This window comes from Arthrobacter paludis, assembly GCF_056782315.1.
The window spans coordinates 142,244-160,154 of record NZ_JBXAEW010000011.1 but is presented as its reverse complement, the minus strand read 5'-3'; the positions used below and the strand labels follow the sequence as shown (position 1 = coordinate 160,154).

Genomic DNA, 17,911 nt, shown 5'->3' with positions numbered 1-17,911 from the left:
TGCGAACCGACAAAACTGCCCGCAACTTCCACGCCGCCATACAACTCGCCTCAGCCCTAGTCTGGCTCGGAACCAGCTTTAGCAACACTCCCTAGCGGGCGCCTGCTCGGGAGCCCGGGGCTGGCCTGAGCGCGGGATCCGCGTGCCCGGCCGTGGGGCTTCGCTCCCGAGCGTTGGCGGGTCCCGAACTACCGGGCGCCCTCGCGCTGCGGCAGCAGGGACAGGAAGTGCGCGCGCATGCGGCCGCGGTCCGGCTCCACGCCCGTGATTAGGCGGAACGCATCGACGGCCTGCCCCACGGCCATGTGCCCGCCGTCCAGGACGGGGCACCCGGCGGCGCGGGCCGCGGAGACCAGCTCGGTCTCGATGGGCAGGTACACGACGTCGGCCACCCACTGCGTGCCGTCGAGCAGCGCCGTGTCGAACGGCGTGCCCTGATGTTGGTGCATGCCGACGGGGGTGGCGTTGACGACGCCGTCGGCCGCACGGATCCGGCTGGGCAGGTCGCCGGCGCCGACGGCCTCCACCGTGCTGCCCGAGTGGGCGGCAGCGAGCGCCGCGGCCCGTTCACGGGCCCGTTCCAGGTCGACGTCGTAGAGGCTGAGATGGGCGGTGCCGGCGTCCAGCAACGCGGCGGCGACGGCGGAGCCCGCCCCGCCCGTCCCGACCTGGACGACGTGGTCCCGTGCAGCGCCCGGCAGCCCGGCGGCCAACCCCGAGGCGAAGCCCGTGCGGTCGGTGTTGTGGCCGACGAAGCGGCCGTCCCGGATGAGGACGGTGTTGACCGCGCCGAGGACGGCCGCCGCCGGGTCCACCTCGTCGAGGTGCCCCAGGACCAACTGCTTGCACGGGTGCGTGATGTTGAAGGCGTTGAAGCCCAGGTCCCGCCCGGCGCGGAGCAGCTCCCCGACGTCGGCCGGTCCGCGCCCGATCGCGTCGAGGTCGATGGGGCGGTACAGGTAGTGGAGGCCGTGGTGGCGGGCTTCGGCCTCGTGCATGGGCGGGGTCAGGCTGCGGGTGATGCCGCCGCCGATGAGGCCGACGAGGTGGGACTCGGACGTGGTGCTCATGGTTCTCCTAGGGAGCGCTAGCGCTGGGGCAGGGTGAGGGCGAGTTCGGCGGCCGTGGACCGCAGCGCGGGCAGGAAGCGCCGCAGGCCGTCGAGGTCGGAACGGAAGACGGGGGAGGCGAGGGCCACGGCGGCGATCGTGCGGTCGCCATGGCCAAGGACCGGGACGGACAGGGCGGCCATGCCCACGTCGTTCTCCTCCTGCTGGCCGGCCCAGCCCTGGGCGCGAACGCGCTCGATCTCCTCCCGGAGGGTCGCCCGGTCGGTGATGGAACGCTCCGTGAGGGCCGGCAGCTCGAGGCCCTCCAGGAGCCGCTCCCGGTCTGCGTCGGGGGCGAAGGCCAACAGCACCTTGCCTAGGGCGCTCGTATGCAGGTGCCCCCGGTCGCCCGGATCGGTGGTCGTGCGGAACTGCGGCCCGTCCGTCTTGTGGACCGTCAGGAAGCGGTCGACGTCGAGGACAGCCAACAGGGAACTCTCGCCGGTCGCCGCCGTGAGCTGCTCCAGCAGCGGCACGGCCGCGCCGGCGAAGCCACGCGCGCTGGCCACCTTCCGGCCCAGCTGGTAGACGCGCAATCCCAGCCGGTACCGCTTCTCGCGCGGCTCGAACTCGGCGAAGCCCGTCTCCACCAGCGTGTTCAACAGCCGGTAGGCCGTGCTGAAGGGGTAGCCGACCGCCTCGGCAACCTCGCCCGCCGTCGCGCCCGACGGGTAGTCCCCCAGCAGGGTCAAGACGCCGAACGCCTTGCCGACGGTGCCGGACGCTTCCTTGGCCATGGCCCTCCTTGACAGTGTCGCGAGACCTACATCATACTCAACAACCAGAATACAGCAATCATTGCCAATATTTGGCAATTAGGTGAAAGGCGTTCATGCGGACATCCATCGCCACCGTCTGCCTCTCTGGCGGGCTCGAGGAGAAGCTGCATGCGTGCGCGGCCGCCGGGTTCGACGGGGTGGAGATCTTCGAGCAGGACCTGACCGTCAGCCCGCTCTCCCCCGAGGAGGTCCGCGCGCTCGCCGACCGGCTCGGCCTGCGCCTGGACCTGTTCCAGCCGTTCCGCGACTTCGAGGGCGTGACGGAGGAGGTGCTGGAAGACAACCTGCGCCGGGCCGAGGCCAAGTTCCGCCTCATGAACCGCCTCGGGGTCGACACGATGCTCGTGTGCAGCAACGTCGCCACCGCGTTGATCGACGACGACACCACCGCGGCCCTCCAGTTGCGTCGCCTCGGCGGGCTCGCCGCCCGGTACGGCGTCCGCATCGCTTACGAGGCGCTCGCGTGGGGCCGCTACGTCAACACGTACCGCCACGCCATGCGCATCGTCGAGCTGGCCGACCACCCCGCCGTCGGCACCTGCCTGGACAGCTTCCACATCCTCTCCCGCGGGGACGACCCGTCCGGCATCGCCGGCTTCGACCCGGACAAGGTCTTCTTCGTCCAGCTCGCCGACGCGCCCGTCCTCAGCATGGACGTGCTGTCCTGGAGCCGCCACCACCGCGTCTTCCCGGGCCAGGGCGGGTTCGACCTGCCCGCGTTCCTGGGCCACGTCGCCGCCTGTGGCTACGACGGCGCCGTGTCCCTGGAGATCTTCAACGACACCTTCCGCCAGTCCAACGTCGCGCGCACGGCCGTGGACGCCATGCGTTCCCTGCGCTGGCTGCAGGACCGGACGGCGGCGCGGCTCGCGGACGACGGCGGCGTCCCCGGCACCATGGCGCTGCACACGCTGCCGGCCGTCGCCGAGCCGGACGGCGTGGACTTCGTGGAGATCCGCACGGACGAGCCCGAGGACGTCGCACAGGTCCTGGCCCAGCTTGGATTCCGCTTCCGAGGCCAGCACCGCCGCAAGCCGGTGCAGCTGTGGGAACAGGGCGGGGCGCGCGTGGTCTTCAACGCGCAACGCGCCCGCGGCGGCGGGCCACGCGTCTCCGCCCTCGGCCTGCGCGTTGCCGACCCGACGGCCTCCGCGGCCCGGGCGCGCGAGCTCGCGGCCCCCCCGGTCGCGCGCCACCACGCGCCCGACGAGCAGGCCCTGGCCGGCGTGCGGGCCCCGGACGGCACGGAGGTCTTCTTCACGCCCGCCGGCGGCCCGCCCGAGTGGGCCGGCGAGTTCGGGACGGGCTTCTTGGGCGCCGGCGATGGGCCGATCAGCGCCGTCGACCACATCAACCTCGCGCAGCCGTGGCAGTCGTTCGACGAGGCGGTGCTGTTCTACGAGAGCACCCTCGGGCTGGTGGCGAACGCGCCGTCGGAGGTTCCCAGCCCCCGCGGACTGGTCCGGAGCCAGGTGCTGCGCAGCCGGGCCGGCGGCGTGCGGCTGGCGCTGAACCTCGTGCCGCAGTCCCTGGATTCCGGAACCTACCCGGCGCACGTCGCCTTCGCCACCCGCGACATCGTCGAGGTGGCCCGGCGCGCGAAGGAGGCGGGCATGGAGTTCCTCCCCGTGCCCGAGAACTACTACGAGGACCTCGCGGCGAGGTACCGGATCGATCCCGGAGACCTGGCCGTCTGGCGCGAGCTGGACCTGCTCTACGACCGCGACGGCGACGACGCGTTCCTGCACTTCTACACGGAGACCATCGGAGACCTGTTCTTCGAGGTCGTCGAGCGTCGCGACGGCTACGACGGCTACGGAGGGCCGAACGCCCCCGTCCGCCTCGCCGCCCAATTCGAGCGCAACCGCACCCGCGCCTGGTCCCGGCCCTAGCCGGAGACCGAAGGCGTCTCGTTCCGGCCGCACAGCCGGACCGACGGCGCCCCGCAGCCCCCACGGACACAAAGGACACCCCCATGAACCACCCCACCGCCCCGGCGGGCCCCCCAGTGGCCCACCGGAAGACCCCGAAGAAGGCCGCGCTGGCCAGCTGGATCGGCAGCGCGCTCGAGTACTACGACTTCGCCGTGTACGGCACGGCGGCGGCCCTGGTGCTGAACCACCTGTTCTTCCCGGATGCCACGTCACCGGGCGTCGCGATCCTGCTGTCGATGGGCACGGTGGGCGTCGCTTATGTCGTACGACCGCTTGGCGCGCTCGTCATGGGGCCGCTCGGCGACCGATTCGGCCGCCGCTTTGTTCTCATGCTGACGCTGTTCATGATGGGCGGAGCCACGTTCGCCGTCGGCTGCCTGCCCACGTACGAGCAGGTCGGCGTGCTCGCCCCCGCCCTGCTCGTCTTGTGCCGCATGGTCCAGGGGCTGTCCGCCTCGGGCGAGCAGGCGAGCGCCATCTCCGTCTCGCTCGAGCACGCCGACGAGGACCGGCGCGCCTTCACCACCAGCTGGACCCTGCAGGGAACCCAGTTCGGCACGCTGCTGGCCACCGCCGTCTTCATCCCCTTCACCCTGTTCCTGACCGAGGAGCAGCTCTTCGCCTGGGGCTGGCGCGTCCCGTTCTGGATCTCCGCGGTGGTGGTCGTCGCCGCCTACCTGATCAGGCGCCACCTGGAGGAGCCCCCGGCCTTCGAGGAGGCCGTCGCCGAGGAGGGCGGCCGCCGGGCCGCCACGCCGCTGGGCCTGGTCCTGCGCCACCACAAGGCGGCGGTCCTGCGCATCGCCGCCGCCGCCATGATCAACACGGTCAATGTCGTCTTCCTGGTCTGGTCGCTGTCCTTCGGGACTTCTGTCGTCGGCCTGGACCGCACCACGATGCTGTGGGTACCCGTCGCGGCGAACGGGTTGGCCCTGCTGACCATCCCGCTGCTGGGCGTCCTCGCCGACCGGGTCGGCCGCAAGAAGGTCTTCCTGGGCGGCGTCATCGGCTCTGCGGTGATGATGTACCCGTACCTTGCGGCCGTGTCCGCCGGGAACTGGGGCCTGATCTTCCTGCTCGGCCTGGTGCTCTCCGGGTGCTTCTACTCCATGTCCAATGCGATCTGGCCCTCGTTCTACGCGGAGATGTTCCCGACCCGCGTCCGCGTGACCGGACTGGCCCTCGGCACCCAGATCGGCTTCGCCGTCTCCGGCGGCCTAACCCCGGTCGTCGCCAGCGCCCTGGCCGGCGGGGACGGAGCCAACTGGGTGGCGGTCGCGCTGTTCACGTCCCTGGCCTGCGCCATCGCCGGGGTCGCGGCGCTGACCGCGAAGGAGACGCATCGCCGCACGCTCGCCGAGATCGACGTGCTGCACACGGACCGCACTGAGGCGGCCGAGCTCGGCCGGCTGCGGCCCGCCGCCCGGTAGAAGTTCAGACCACCGGGCGCCCGCGAGATCGCCCCCTGGTGCGGAAAATCGCCCCCTGCAACCGGTGATTTCGCGCCGGAGGGGTGATCTGGCGCCGGAGGGGTGATCTGGCGGCGAAAGGGTGGTGTCGCGCCGGAGGGGTGACGCCGCAGCGCCCCTTCGCCCCCGCGGGCGCGCGTCGTACCGTGGCCCCATGGAGTGGTTCACGGGCTGGCTGTCCGCCGGTGACTACGAGATCGCCCGCGAGATCCTGCAGCGCGGGGTGGCCGCGCTGTACTTCGTCGCGTTCCTGTCCACGCTGAACCAGTTCCCCGCACTGCTGGGGGAGCGGGGCCTGCTGCCCGCCCCGGACCTGCTCGCCCGCGGCGGGGCCCGGGGCTTCACGGTCTTCGCGCGCTGGGGCTACTCGGACGCCAAGCTGCGGGTCGTCTGCGCCGTCGGACTGGCCCTGGCCGCCGCCGTCGTCGTCGGGGTCCCGCAGGCCGGCCCGCCCTGGGTGCCCGTGCTCGTGTTCGGCGCGCTGTACCTGCTCTACATGTCGGTCGTGAACGTCGGCCAGACGTTCTACGGGTTCGGCTGGGAGATGCTGATCCTCGAGGCGGGCCTGACGGTCGGGTTCCTCGGGTCGCACCAGGTTCCGCCGCCCGCGCCCGTGCTGGTCCTGGTGGTCTGGCTTGTGTTCCGGCTGGAGTTCGGGGCCGGGATGATCAAGTGGCGCGGGGATCCCGCCTGGCGGGACCTCACGGCGCTGTACTACCACCACCAGACCCAGCCGATGCCCGGGCCGCTGAGCCGGCAGGCGCACCTGCGGCCGGCCTGGTGGCACCGGGCGGAGGCGGCCGGGAACCACGTGGCGCAGCTCGTGGTCCCGTTCCTGCTGTTCCTGCCGCAGCCGGTCGCGTCGATCGGCGCGGCGGTCGTCGTCTTCACGCAGCTGTGGCTCGTCGCTACCGGCAACTTCGCGTGGCTGAACTGGATCACGATCGTCCTGGCGTTCTGCGCCGTGTCCGACCGGGCCTTCCACGCGGTGCTGCCGTTCGTGCCCGAGGACCTCGGAACGGCCGCCGAGGCCCCAATCTGGTGGAACATCGCGGTCCTCGTGTTCGCGCTGCTCGTGGCGTTCCTGAGCATCCCGGCCCTGCAGAACCTGTTCTCCCCGCGGCAGCTGATGAACGCGAGCTTCAACGGCTGGCAGATCGGCAACGCGTACGGCGCGTTCGGCTCGATGACGAAGGAGCGGATCGAGGTCACCGTGCAGGGCACGCGCGACCCCGACCCCGAGCACGCCGCGTGGGAGGAGTACCAGTTCAAGGGCAAGCCGGGCGACGTGATGCGCCGCTCGCGCCAGTTCGCGCCGTACCACCTGCGGCTCGACTGGCTGATGTGGTTCCTGCCGCTCGGCACCGTCCACGAGCGCTGGTTCCACGCGTTCCTGGGCAAGCTCCTCGAGGCGGACCCGGCCGTGCTGGCCCTGTTGCGCGTCGACCCGTTCGGCGGCGAGCGGCCCGCGGCCATCCGCGTCCTCAAGCACCGCTACCGCTACGCGACCCGCGCCGAGCGCCGGAAGACCGGAGCCTGGTGGGTGCGCGACCACGAGCGCGAGGTCATCCCTCCCGTCGCGCTGCGCGGCTAGCGGACGACGGCGGCGCCCGGGCTAGGTGCGGACGCGCGCGGCCTCCAGCGCGGCGACGACGTCCTCCGCCGCCGCGAGGTGGCGGGCCAGCTTGTCCCGCCGGGCGCGGGCCGTGGCCAGCTGCTCGGCCACCCATCCCGGGTCCGCCGCGGACCCCTCGAGGACCTCGAGCAGGGCGGGCATCTCCTCGAGCGCGAACCCCATCGGCTTGAGCTTCATGACCAGCAGCAGGCGGTCGTGGTCCGCCTCCGAGAAGACGCGGAACCCGCCCTCGGTGCGCTGGGTCCCGGGGAGCAGGCCGAGCTCGTCGTAGTGCCGGATGCTGCGCAGGGACAACCCGGTCCGCTCCGCCAGTTCGCCGATGTGCACGCCGCCGCCTTTCCCGAGTGTGCGCTTCGGCTCATTCAAGCACGAACGGCCCTGGCAACCCTGACGCTGCGTTAGAGTTATCGGGTCGCGCCGCCGACGCCGCCGTCGCGTCCCCACCCGTACCGCCGCGCCCCCGCGCGCCCCGATCCGGAAGGCCGCCGTGTCCGCCACCGCAGCACCCGCCAGCGACGCGCTGGCGCCCGAGGAGCGACAGTCCGTCCTCCGCACGCTGAAGTCCCCCCGCCTGCTCAAGACCGAGGTCCTGGCCGGCCTCGTCGTCGCGCTCGCCCTGATCCCGGAGGCGATCGCGTTCAGCATCATCGCCGGCGTGGACCCCCGCGTCGGCCTGTTCGCCGCGTTCACGATGGCCGTGACCATCGCCTTCGTCGGTGGCCGCCCCGCCATGATCTCCGCGGCCACCGGCGCCGTCGCCCTGGTCATCGCGCCGCTCATGGCCAGCCACGGGCTCGACTACTTCATCGCGGCCGTCGTCCTGGCCGGCGTCCTGCAGGTGGTCCTCGCGCTGCTGGGGGTCGCGAAGGTGATGCGCTTCATCCCGCGCTCCGTCATGGTGGGCTTCGTCAACGCGCTGGCCATCCTCATCTTCATGGCCCAGGTGCCCGAGCTCATCGGAGTGCCGTGGCTGGTCTACCCGCTCACGGCCGTGGGGCTGCTCATCGTCTTCGGCCTGCCGCGGCTGACGACGGCGGTGCCCGCGCCCCTGGTCGCCATCGTCGTCCTGGGCGTCGCGGTGGTGGCCGCCGGCATCGACGTTCCCGCCGTCGGCGACAAGGGCGACCTGCCCGACTCCCTGCCCACGCTGTTCCTCCCGGACGTCCCCCTGACCGGCGAGACGCTCGGCATCGTCTTCCCGTACGCCCTGTCGATGGCGATCGTCGGCCTGCTCGAGTCGCTGATGACGGCGAAGCTGGTCGACGACGTCACGGACACGCGCTCCAACAAGTCCCGGGAGTCCTGGGGCCAGGGCGTCGCCAACGTGGTCTCCGGCTTCTTCGGCGGCATGGGCGGCTGCGCGATGATCGGCCAGACCATGATCAACGTCAAGGGCTCCGGCGCCCGGACGCGCATCTCCACGTTCCTGGCCGGCCTGTTCCTGATCATCCTGGTCGTGGCGCTGGGCGACGTCGTCGCGCTGATCCCCATGGCCGCGCTGGTCGCCGTGATGATCTTCGTGTCGATCGTGACGTTCGACTGGCACTCCGTGACCCCCGCGTCGCTCCGCCGGATGCCCAAGAGCGAGACCGCGGTCATGCTGGCCACGGTCGCGGTCACGGTGGCCACCCACAACCTCGCGATCGGTGTGGGCGTCGGCGTCCTCACCGCGATGGTGATGTTCGCGCGCCGCGTCGCGCACTTCGCGACGGTGGAGCGCAAGGTCATCGGCGCGGGCACGGACGCGATCGCCCGCTACGAGGTGGACGGCGAGCTGTTCTTCGCCTCCTCCAACGACCTGTACACGCAGTTCGACTACGCGGGCGACCCCGAGCGGATCGTCATCGACCTGTCCCGCTCGCATCTGTGGGACGCGTCGACCATCGCGGCGCTGGACGCCGTCGAGGCCAAGTACGGCCAGTACGGCAAGCGCGTCAAGGTCGTCGGCTTGAACCGGGCCAGCGAGGACATGCGCGCCCGGCTGGCCGGCAAGCTCGGCGCCGGCCACTAGGACGCGGCCCGTGCCACCCCTTAACCCTGCCGGGGCGCGGGGCTACAGTGGCGCTACCGGCACGGGCCGGCACGGGAAGGAGTGGAGGACATGGGCGACTACCACGCGTACACGGACGCGGAGAAGGCGACGTACCTGGCCCCGGTCTGCGACCGCTGCGGCCAGCACCGGCACATCGTGTGGGAGGACCTCGGCGAGGGCGAGCGGCACTGGGTGCCCCGCGACGCGGGCTGCTCCAACGAGGCCTGCGGAACCTAGCCGGACGGCTCCAGCGAGGGGGACGCCCGCCGGCCGGCCGTCCCCCGAGCGCCCGAGCTACTCGCCGGACTCCTCCGTGGGCACGGAGCCGTCGTCGGGCATGTCCATCCAGCCCAGCTCCCAGACGTGTCCGTCCGGATCCGTGATCGCGCCGGAGTAGAAGCCCGGCATTTCCTCCTTGGCCTGCCGGTAGACCGCGCCGCCGTTCGCCGTCGCGGCCTGCATCAGGCGGTCGACGTCGGCCCGGGAGTCGCAGGCGAGGGCGTTCAGCATCTGCTTGGAGCCGTCGCCGAAGGCCGGCCGGTCCCCGGGGGCCAGGAACGAGGTGAAGTAGTCCTCGTGGAGGACCATCGCCCAGATCTCCGGCGTGTACATCCACGCGGATGCCTGGTCGTTGGAGAAGTCGGGGTTCTTTTCGAAGCCGAGCCCCTGGTAGAAGCCGTCGGCGGCTGCCAGATTGCGGGTGGGGAGGTTGACGAAGATCATGCGGGCCATAGTCGTGTCCTCTCGGTCGGGGCGCGGGAGTGCACCAGTGCAGATTCTCCCGGGGGGACTGGCCGCGCACCAGTGCCGGGGCCGACCGGATTCGCCTATGCTGTGAGCCACGACACCCCGCCGGTTCCCGTGCCGCCGGCCCGGCCGCGCCCCTCCAGGATGGTGACCTTGCCGCTGACCTCTCCGGCCGCCGCCGCCCTGCAGCGCCGCGCCCTGCTCGCCCACACGGACCTCGGAACCGCCCGCGCGCTCGCCGGGCTCCGGCCCGTCGTCGCCGACTCGTGGACCCGGTCCCTCGCGCACCTGGGCGGGCCGGAGCGCGCCGTGCCGCGCCCCGTCCTGCCCGGGGGCGAGCTCGAGCGGCTGCGCCGCGGGAATCCGCTGGCGCTGGTCCGGCCCGTCTTCGAACGGCTCCTTGTCGAGCCCGCGCGGGGGACCGGCCTGCTCGTCGCCGTCGGCGATGCCCAGGGCCGGCTGCTGTGGGTCGACGGCGACGCCGCGGCCCGGCGCCGCGCGGAGGCCATGGCGTTCGAGCCCGGCGCCGACTGGTCCGAGGCCGCCGTCGGCACGTCGGCCCCCGGCACCGCGCTCGCCGTCGGCGCGGGGGTCCAGGTCGCGGGGGCGGAGCACTTCTCGCGGGCGGCGCACCAGTGGTCCTGCAGCGCGGTGCCCATCGCCTGCCCGGACACGGGGCGGCTGCTCGGGGTCGTGGACCTCACGGGCGACGAGCAGGCCGTCGCCGCCCATTCGCTGGCGCTCCTGCAGGCCGCCGTCGCCGCGGCGCAGGCAGAGATGCGGCTCGCGCGCCTCGCATTACCGCAGGGCGACGGCGGGGCCCGGCGCCCGGCCGCGGGCCGCGCGGCCCGAACCGCCGTCCTGTCGGTGACCGGCCCCGCCGCCGAGGCGACCGCGCCCGACGGGACCCGGCGCCCCCTGGGGCTGCGCCACGCGGAGATCCTCACCCTGTTGGCGCTCCACCCCGCCGGACTCACCGCGGAGGGCCTCGCCGACCTGCTCCACGCGGAACCGGACGCCGCCGACGTCGGGACGGTGCGCGCGGAGATGGTGCGGCTGCGCCGGGCGGCCGAGGCCATCAACCCGGTGCTCGTTCCCGCGTCGCGCCCCTACCGCCTGCGCGCGGGGGTGCGCACCGACGCCCAGTCCGTCCTGGACGCCCTCGAGGCCGGCGACCACGCGGCCGCGCTCGGAAGCTACCGGGGCCGGGTCCTGCCGCGCTCGGAGGCACCGGGGGTCGCGGCCCTGCGGGAGCGGGTCTCCGCCACGCTGCGCGAGGCCATGGTCGCGGATGCCGACGCCGACAGCCTGCTGGCCTACCTCGCGCTGCCCGAGGCCGCCGACGACGCCGACGGGCTGCGCACGGCCCTGCGCCTGTTGCCGGAAAGGTCGCCGCGGCGCGCCGCCGTCGTCGCCCGGCTCGAGGCACTCGGCGCGTAGGGCGCCGCCGTCGCCCCCGGCCGCGGGGAGGCGCCCGCTGCAACGTTGCTGCAACGTGGCGCTCCGTAGCGTGACGGGCACCACAGTCCACCGCTTCGGCGGCATCGAAGGAGTTGCCATGACCGTTTACGCGAACCCGAACACCGAGGGCGCGCTGATCGACTTCAAGCCCCGCTACGAGCACTGGATCGGCGGCGAGTGGAAGGCGCCGGCGCAGGGCCGGTACTTCGAGAACATCACCCCGGTCACGGGCAAGCCGTTCTGCGAGATCGCCCGCGGCACCGCCGAGGACATCGAGGCGGCCCTCGACGCGGCGCACGGGGCCGCCCCGGCCTGGGGGGCGACCAGCCCGGCCGAGCGCGCGAACGTGCTGAACCGGATCGCGGACCGCATGGAGCAGAACCTCGAGATGCTCGCCGTCGCCGAGACCTGGGACAACGGCAAGGCGGTCCGGGAGACGCTCAACGCGGACCTGCCCCTGGCCGTGGACCACTTCCGGTACTACGCCGGCGCGATCCGGGCCCAGGAGGGCCGGCTGTCCCAGATCGACGAGCACACCACCGCCTACCACTTCCACGAGCCGCTGGGCGTGGTCGGGCAGATCATCCCGTGGAACTTCCCGATCCTCATGGCCACGTGGAAGCTGGCCCCGGCCCTGGCCGCGGGCAACGCCGTCGTCCTCAAGCCGGCCGAGCAGACCCCGGCGTCGATCCTGGTCCTGATGGAGCTGATCGCGGACCTGCTGCCGGCGGGCGTGGTCAACGTCGTCAACGGGTTCGGGCTCGAGGCCGGCAAGCCGCTGGCCGCCAACAAGCGCATCCGCAAGATCGCGTTCACCGGCGAGACCACGACCGGCCGGCTGATCATGCAGTACGCCTCGGAGAACCTCATCCCCGTGACCCTCGAACTGGGCGGGAAGAGCCCGAACATCTTCTTCGAGGACGTCGCCGCCGCCAACGACGCGTTCTACGACAAGGCCCAGGAGGGGTTCGCCATGTTCGCGCTGAACCAGGGCGAGGTCTGCACCTGCCCGTCGCGCGCACTGGTCCAGGAGTCGATCTACGACGCCTTCATGGGCGACGCGGTCGCCCGCGTCCAGGCGATCCGGCAGGGCAACCCGCTGGACACCGACACGATGATGGGCGCCCAGGCCTCCAGCGACCAGCTGGAGAAGATCCTCTCCTACATCGACATCGGCCGGCAGGAGGGCGCGAAGGTCCTCACCGGCGGGGCGCGCGCGGACCTCGGCGGGGACCTGGCCGGGGGGTACTACGTGCAGCCCACCGTCTTCGAGGGCGACAACTCCATGCGCATCTTCCAGGAGGAGATCTTCGGGCCCGTCGTCTCGGTGGCCCGCTTCGGCGACTACGACGACGCGCTCAAGACGGCGAACGACACGCTCTACGGGCTCGGCGCCGGGGTGTGGTCCCGCGACGGCGCCACCGCCTACCGCGCCGGCCGCGAGATCCAGGCCGGCCGCGTGTGGGTGAACAACTACCACGCTTACCCCGCGCACGCGGCGTTCGGCGGGTACAAGTCCTCGGGCATCGGCCGCGAGACCCACCTGATGATGCTCGAGCACTACCAGCAGACCAAGAACCTGCTGGTGTCCTACAACGAGAACAAGCTCGGCTTCTTCTAGGAGGCGGGCGACGGCGGGCGCCGGCGCCGGGAACGCCCCGCCCCGGCGCCCCGCCACATGCCACAGGACGCATATTCCCGCGAAGGCATCCACCGGGTGGCGCGGGACGACCGGAAGGGGGCCGCCGTGGCGGCGACGATCGAGGCCAGTCCGATGGAGGGCGAGGACTTCTCCCGGGTGGCGCTGACGGCGGAGGCCGCCGGGCTGCTGCGCAGCCTGTGGGGCGTCCACGGGCCGCTGATGTTCCACCAGTCGGGCGGGTGCTGCGACGGGTCGGCGCCCATGTGCTTCCCGGACGGGGAGTTCAGGACCGGCTCGAGCGACGTCCTGCTGGGGACGTTCGACCTGGACGACGGCGCCGGCGGGCGGCTCGGCCCGATCGGCTTCTGGATGTCGGCCGAGCAGTTCGCCTACTGGGGGCACACGCACCTGACGGTCGACGTCGTCGACGGCCGCGGCGCCGGGTTCTCCGTCGAGGCGCCCGAGGGCAAGCGCTTCCTGATCCGCAGCCGGCTCATCGGCGCGGGGTAGCCGCGCGGCGGGCCGCCGGGTGGGGCCGCGGGAGGCCGGTGGCGGAAAGCACGCCGTGGCGGCGCCGCTAGCCTGCGCGGCCGTGCCGGCCCGCCAGGTCCCAGGCGGGCAGGGGGTCGTCGTATCCCGCCCACGCGTCGGGGCCGGCCAGTAGTTCGGCGTCCGTCAGGGCGGCCTCGTCGAGCCGCGCCGCGACGCCGGCGCGGTCCAGGTCCAGGCCGAAGACGGCGACGTCCTGCCCGGGACTGAGCGGCTCCCCGGCGCCGTCGACGGCGAGCGGGTCGAAGGAGGCCATGCCGCCGGCCTGCCGCCACTGCGCCGTCGCACCCGGGCGGGTGGCGAATCGGCAGAAGCCGACGGAGCGGACCAGCCGCCCGTGCCGGCCGGAGTCCAGGACCCGCAGCGCCTCCACGAGCCGGCCGGGGTGGAAGGGGCGCAGCTGCCGGTAGCGCAGGTGCCCGACGCGGCGGTGCCGGTGGCGCGGGGCGAAGTCGCCGTTGAGCACCGCGAGCCACCCGAAGCCGCCGCCCCCGGGGCGGGACCCGTCGTCCAGGGGCGGTGCCTCCGGGGCGTCGGCGAGCCAGAGGCGCGCCTCGGGGTTGAGGTGGGAGACGACGGCCAGGGCCACGTCCAGCTCCGCCGGGGGGACGAGCGAGGTGTTCAGCAGCACGACGCACGTGGCCCACTCGATGTGGTCGGCCAAGAGCTCGGCGTGCGCCGTCAGGTGCCCCGGCGCCCCCGCGGCGGGGGTGGCGAAGTACCCCTCCTCCCGCAGGTCGTCGAAGAACCGGGCGGCGTCGACGACCGCGACGGTGTGTGCCGTGCGGGCGCCGCCGTCGGCCCCCTCCGGCGGCATCGTCGCGACGACCTCCGCCGGGGCCCAGGCGGGCGGGCAATAGAGGACGACGCCCCCGCGCGGGGTGGCGCCCACGAGGGCCGCCGCGTCGCCGGGGCGCAGGGACAGGCCGGTTTCCGCGGGGGCCAGGTGGAGGTCGCCGCGCGCCTCGGCGAGGCGGCGGGCGACGGCGCGGCGCTGCGACGCGCACAGGCCGAACAGGGCGACGACGGGAATCACGGGTGGTCCTCTTCCGGGGTGGCGGGTTGCGGGCCGGACCAGCCTATACTGTTGCAATTGATTCTCAATAACAGGAGGTTTTCCGTGAAGGTCCGCGCATCCATCCGTTCGCTCGCCCGGCAGCCCGGCGCGCAGATCGTCCGCCGCCGGGGCCGGACGTTCGTCATCAACAAGCGCAACCCCCGGATGAAGGGCCGCCAGGGGTAGCCGGCGCGGCGGGGGCCCGGCGCCGCGGGCCCCCGATTCGGCGCGCCCGTGTGCCCTGCACTACACTCCCTTGCGGCCCCTGCCCGTCCCCACCGGGACCGTCGGGCGCGCCGCAGACCTGCGCAGAACCCGCGCGCCGCACCAACGGGGCAATCCCCCGCCCCACGAGGAGTACCAGATGGCATCCGGCCACCCGTCCCCGCCGCCCGGCGACCAGTCAGCCCCCGCCGCCCCCGCCCCCGCGGCCCACCCGGCCCCGCCGCGCTGGAACCGGTTCGACACCAGCTGGACCATCGGCCTCTTCGGCACCGCCGTCGGCGCCGGGATCCTGTTCCTGCCCATCAACGCGGGCCTCGGTGGCCTGTGGCCCCTGCTCATCGCGACCCTGCTCATCGGGCCGATGACCTACTTCTCCCACCGCGCCCTGTCCCGGATCGTGTGCGCGTCGCCGAACCCGGGCCGGGACATCACCGGCGTCGTCCGCGACTACTTCGGCGAGGGCGCCGGCCGCGTCGTCACCGTCCTGTACTTCCTGGCGATCTACCCCATCGTCCTGATCTACGGCGTCGGCATCACCAACACGGTGGACAGCCTCATGGTCAACCAGCTCGGGATGGACCCCTGGCCGCGCTGGCTGCTGTCCGGGATCCTCGTCCTGCTGATGTCCGCCGTGATGGTCGCCGGGCGCGGGATCATGCTCGTGGTCACGCAGTGGCTGGTCTACCCGCTGATCGCGGTCCTCTTCGTCGTGACCCTGCTGCTCATTCCGCGCTGGTCCTTCGACGGCTTCGGCGCCGTGCCGGCCGCCGGCGACTTCGCGATGTCCCTGTGGCTGATGATCCCGGTCATGGTCTTCGCCTTCAACCACTCGCCGGCGATCTCCCAGTTCTCCGTCTCCCTGCGCGGGCGCTACGGCGCCGGCTCCGTGCGCAAGGCCTCGTCGATCCTGCGGGTCACCTCCGTGATGCTGGTCGTGTTCACCATGGGCTTCGTCTGGTCGTGCGTGCTCGCCCTCGGCCCCGACGGCCTGCAGGAGGCCAAGGAGGCGAACCTCCCGGTCCTGTCCCACCTGGCCAACGTCATGGGCATGCCGATCATCGAGTGGCTTGGCCCCGCCGTGGCCGTGGCCGCCATCGGCTCCTCGTTCTTCGGCCACTGGCTCGGCGCCTTCGAGGGCGCGCAGGGCATCGTCCGCAGCATGGTGGACCCCGGGGCCCGGCGCATCGGCGACCGCGGCCTGCGGATCGCCATCTCCGCCTTCCTGATCGCGACGACCTGGCTGGCCGGCGTCATGAACCCGAGCATCCTGTCCCTCATCGAGTCGCTGGCCGGCCCGGTCATCGCGGCCGTGCTGTACCTGATGCCGATGTACGCGATCCGCAAGGTCCCGGCGCTCGCCCCGTTCCGCGGGAAGCTGTCCAACGTCTTCGTGGTCGTGGCCGGGATCGTCGCCGTGGGCGGGATCCTGATCGGGTTCCTCCCCTAGGCGCGCCGTCCCCGCGCCAGCGCCAGCGGCAGCGTCGCCAGCGAGAACGCCGCGCACGCGAGCAGGGCCGCGGGGAAGGACAGGCCGGCCGCGAGCGCGCCGACCAGGACCGACCCGATGCCCGTGCCGGCGTCGAACCCGACGTTCCACACGGCGCTGGCCAGCCCGTAGTCGCGGCGGCGGACGACGGCGAAGGACTCGACGAGCGTCAGGTTCTGCAGCCCGCCGTAGCTGACCCCGACGATCGCCAGGCCCAGCAGCAGCGCGGGGACGAGCGTCCGGTCGGGGTCGACGACGGCCCAGGCGGCCAGGCCGAGCCCGGCGATCGTCAGCAGGACCAGCGGGGCCAGGAACGCGTGGGCGCCGTGCCGGTCCGCCAGCCCGCCGAACCGCCACCGGCTGACCGCCGCCGTCGCCGTGAGCAGCAGCAGGCCGGCCGTCGTCGCGGCCGGGCTGGAGCTCATCTGGGGCGTGAACGTGATCAGGGCGCCGCCGGCCAGAGTCACGGCCAGGAGCAGGGCCATCGGCCGGACCAGCCGGGCGAGCGCGCCGCGGCGTCCGCCGTCCAGGCGTGCCGCGGCGCCGCCGTCGTCCGCACCATGCTCCACCGGCTCCGGCAGCGCGTGCAGGTGCCGCGCGAGCCGCACCGCCGGCAGCACCCCGAGCAGCGGCAGGGCGCCGAGCGCGAACACGGGCCAGAAGCCGATGTTCCCGGCGATCCACGGCGTCGCCGGGAGCAGGAGCAGCTGCGGCGCCGCGATCGCCAGCCCGTACGCGCCGATCGCCTTGCCGCGCCGCCCCGGCTCCACGAGCTCGGCGACGGCCGCGCTGCCCGAGACCGTGAGGATGCCGAAGCCCAGCCCGCGCACCGCGGAGAGCAGCAGGACCGGCACCAGCTCGGGCGACGCCGCGAACAGCAACGGCGGCACGCCGAGCAGCACCATGCCCGCGGCCAGGACCGGGGCCCACCCGAGGCGGCGCAACGCCCCCGGCACGAACGGCTGCGCCAGCACCGTGAACAGCATCAGGACGCCGTTGACGAGGCCGGACCCTCCGGCGCCGGCCCCGCCCTCGAGCGCCCACAGCGGCGCCGTGGGCAGCAGGGCGGAGAACCCGGAGAACCCGAACGCCGTCATCGTGAGCAGGGCCGGCATCCCCGGCGCCCGCCACACCGAGGGCGGCGGCGCGGGCGTCAACGCGATCCGCCGCGGGCGGCCTTCGCCTCGGCCTTCCGGCGCTTCTTCTCCGCGCGGACCTCGCCCAGGGACTCGGCGTCCACGACGTCCGCAATGGACAGCCGGGACCCCTCCGCCCCGTACTCGCCGGCGGCCTCGCGCCAGCCCGCCGGGTCCACGCCGCACTGCTTGCCGAGCAGGGACAGGAAGATCCGGGCCTTCTGGTCGCCGTACCCAGGCAGGGCCTTGAGCCGCTTGAGGACGGTCTTGCCGTCCGGCTCGCCGGCGGTCCACAGGGCGGCGGCGTCGCCGCCGTACTCCTCCACGAGGGCCCGGCACAGGGCCTGGATGCGGCCGGACATCGAGCCGGGGAAGCGGTGGACGGCGGGGGACTGCGCGCAGACCGCGGTGAACTCGTCCGGGGCCATGACGGCGATCCGGTCGGCGTCCAGGTGCCCGAGCCGCTCGCGCAGCTTCAGCGGGCCGGCGAATGCGGTCTCCATGGGCACCTGCTGGTCCAGCAGCATGCCGATCAGCAGCGCCAGCGGGTCCGCGGAGAGCAGTTGGTCGGCGGCGTCGTCGCCCGTCAGGTGCAGGTCGGGGGTGTTCATGGCTCCGATTCTGCCAGCCACCCGTGTCGCGTGGGGCA

17 protein-coding genes are annotated in these 17,911 nt (G+C 73.1%); 10 read left to right on the top strand and 7 right to left on the bottom strand.

What is annotated here, in order from left to right; all coding sequences use genetic code 11:
• Positions 1–188: 188 nt before the first annotated feature.
• Both AC1Q5D_RS11275 and AC1Q5D_RS11270 read right to left on the bottom strand, forming a co-directional pair.
• Positions 189–1,070 carry a shikimate dehydrogenase gene (locus tag AC1Q5D_RS11275; RefSeq protein ID WP_481738691.1) on the bottom strand — a complete coding sequence of 294 codons (882 nt, stop codon included), beginning with the start codon at positions 1,068–1,070 and terminating at the stop codon, positions 189–191.
• Positions 1,071–1,087: 17 nt separating this feature from the next.
• Positions 1,088–1,846 (bottom strand): IclR family transcriptional regulator, encoded by a 759-nt coding sequence (locus AC1Q5D_RS11270; RefSeq protein ID WP_481738690.1) that lies wholly within the window; start codon positions 1,844–1,846, stop codon positions 1,088–1,090.
• A gap of 95 nt (positions 1,847–1,941) precedes the next feature.
• On the opposite strand from AC1Q5D_RS11270, the gene AC1Q5D_RS11265 reads away from it, so the two are divergent.
• The 3 genes from AC1Q5D_RS11265 to AC1Q5D_RS11255 all read left to right on the top strand — a co-directional run bounded on the left by AC1Q5D_RS11265 (position 1,942) and on the right by AC1Q5D_RS11255 (position 6,885).
• The gene (locus AC1Q5D_RS11265) at positions 1,942–3,780 is read left to right on the top strand and encodes a bifunctional sugar phosphate isomerase/epimerase/4-hydroxyphenylpyruvate dioxygenase family protein (protein WP_481738689.1); all 1,839 of its coding nucleotides are present in this window, start codon (positions 1,942–1,944) and stop codon (positions 3,778–3,780) included.
• Positions 3,781–3,863: 83 nt separating this feature from the next.
• Positions 3,864–5,252, top strand: coding sequence for an MFS transporter (locus tag AC1Q5D_RS11260; RefSeq protein ID WP_481738688.1), 1,389 nt, complete (start codon positions 3,864–3,866; stop codon positions 5,250–5,252).
• A gap of 193 nt (positions 5,253–5,445) precedes the next feature.
• A complete protein-coding gene (locus tag AC1Q5D_RS11255) occupies positions 5,446–6,885 on the top strand; it encodes a lipase maturation factor family protein (RefSeq protein ID WP_481738687.1) in 1,440 nt (479 codons plus the stop codon).
• Between the two features lie 21 nt (positions 6,886–6,906).
• Here AC1Q5D_RS11255 and AC1Q5D_RS11250 read toward each other — a convergent pair whose 3' ends face one another.
• On the bottom strand, positions 6,907–7,254 hold the full coding sequence (locus AC1Q5D_RS11250; RefSeq protein ID WP_481738686.1) for a MerR family transcriptional regulator: 348 nt from the start codon (positions 7,252–7,254) through the stop codon (positions 6,907–6,909).
• Positions 7,255–7,414: 160 nt separating this feature from the next.
• On the opposite strand from AC1Q5D_RS11250, the gene AC1Q5D_RS11245 reads away from it, so the two are divergent.
• Together AC1Q5D_RS11245 and AC1Q5D_RS11240 are read left to right on the top strand one after the other, a co-directional pair.
• A complete protein-coding gene (locus AC1Q5D_RS11245; protein ID WP_481738685.1) occupies positions 7,415–8,938 on the top strand; it encodes a SulP family inorganic anion transporter in 1,524 nt (507 codons plus the stop codon).
• Positions 8,939–9,028: 90 nt separating this feature from the next.
• Positions 9,029–9,196, top strand: a complete 168-nt coding sequence (locus AC1Q5D_RS11240) for a hypothetical protein (protein WP_481738684.1) — start codon at positions 9,029–9,031, stop codon at positions 9,194–9,196.
• A 57-nt stretch (positions 9,197–9,253) separates the two neighbouring features.
• Here the strand turns inward: AC1Q5D_RS11240 and AC1Q5D_RS11235 are convergent, their stop codons facing one another.
• Positions 9,254–9,691 (bottom strand): VOC family protein, encoded by a 438-nt coding sequence (locus tag AC1Q5D_RS11235; RefSeq protein WP_481738683.1) that lies wholly within the window; start codon positions 9,689–9,691, stop codon positions 9,254–9,256.
• 159 nt (positions 9,692–9,850) lie between these two features.
• Between AC1Q5D_RS11235 and AC1Q5D_RS11230 the strand changes: the two genes are divergently transcribed.
• The 3 genes from AC1Q5D_RS11230 (at position 9,851) to AC1Q5D_RS11220 (ending at position 13,319) form a co-directional block, all read left to right on the top strand.
• Positions 9,851–11,146, top strand: coding sequence for a GAF domain-containing protein (locus AC1Q5D_RS11230; RefSeq protein ID WP_481738699.1), 1,296 nt, complete (start codon positions 9,851–9,853; stop codon positions 11,144–11,146).
• 118 nt (positions 11,147–11,264) lie between these two features.
• The gene (adh, locus tag AC1Q5D_RS11225) at positions 11,265–12,788 is read left to right on the top strand and encodes an aldehyde dehydrogenase (RefSeq protein WP_481738682.1); all 1,524 of its coding nucleotides are present in this window, start codon (positions 11,265–11,267) and stop codon (positions 12,786–12,788) included.
• A 153-nt stretch (positions 12,789–12,941) separates the two neighbouring features.
• Positions 12,942–13,319, top strand: a complete 378-nt coding sequence (locus AC1Q5D_RS11220) for a DUF779 domain-containing protein (protein WP_481738698.1) — start codon at positions 12,942–12,944, stop codon at positions 13,317–13,319.
• A 67-nt stretch (positions 13,320–13,386) separates the two neighbouring features.
• Here AC1Q5D_RS11220 and AC1Q5D_RS11215 read toward each other — a convergent pair whose 3' ends face one another.
• Positions 13,387–14,394 (bottom strand): GTP-binding protein, encoded by a 1,008-nt coding sequence (locus AC1Q5D_RS11215; protein WP_481738681.1) that lies wholly within the window; start codon positions 14,392–14,394, stop codon positions 13,387–13,389.
• 84 nt (positions 14,395–14,478) lie between these two features.
• Here AC1Q5D_RS11215 and ykgO point away from each other — a divergent pair, with 84 nt between their 5' ends.
• Positions 14,479–14,601 carry a type B 50S ribosomal protein L36 gene (ykgO, locus tag AC1Q5D_RS11210; RefSeq protein ID WP_481738680.1) on the top strand — a complete coding sequence of 41 codons (123 nt, stop codon included), beginning with the start codon at positions 14,479–14,481 and terminating at the stop codon, positions 14,599–14,601.
• 178 nt (positions 14,602–14,779) lie between these two features.
• Entirely contained in the window at positions 14,780–16,087 is a 1,308-nt protein-coding gene (locus AC1Q5D_RS11205; protein WP_481738679.1) for an SLC5/6 family protein, read from the top strand.
• Here AC1Q5D_RS11205 and AC1Q5D_RS11200 read toward each other — a convergent pair.
• Together AC1Q5D_RS11200 and AC1Q5D_RS11195 are read right to left on the bottom strand one after the other, a co-directional pair.
• Positions 16,084–17,241 (bottom strand): MFS transporter, encoded by a 1,158-nt coding sequence (locus AC1Q5D_RS11200; protein WP_481738678.1) that lies wholly within the window; start codon positions 17,239–17,241, stop codon positions 16,084–16,086. The genes AC1Q5D_RS11205 and AC1Q5D_RS11200 overlap by 4 nt on opposite strands.
• Before the next feature lie 38 nt (positions 17,242–17,279).
• Positions 17,280–17,873, bottom strand: a complete 594-nt coding sequence (locus tag AC1Q5D_RS11195; RefSeq protein ID WP_481738677.1) for an HhH-GPD-type base excision DNA repair protein — start codon at positions 17,871–17,873, stop codon at positions 17,280–17,282.
• Positions 17,874–17,911: the final 38 nt, after the last annotated feature.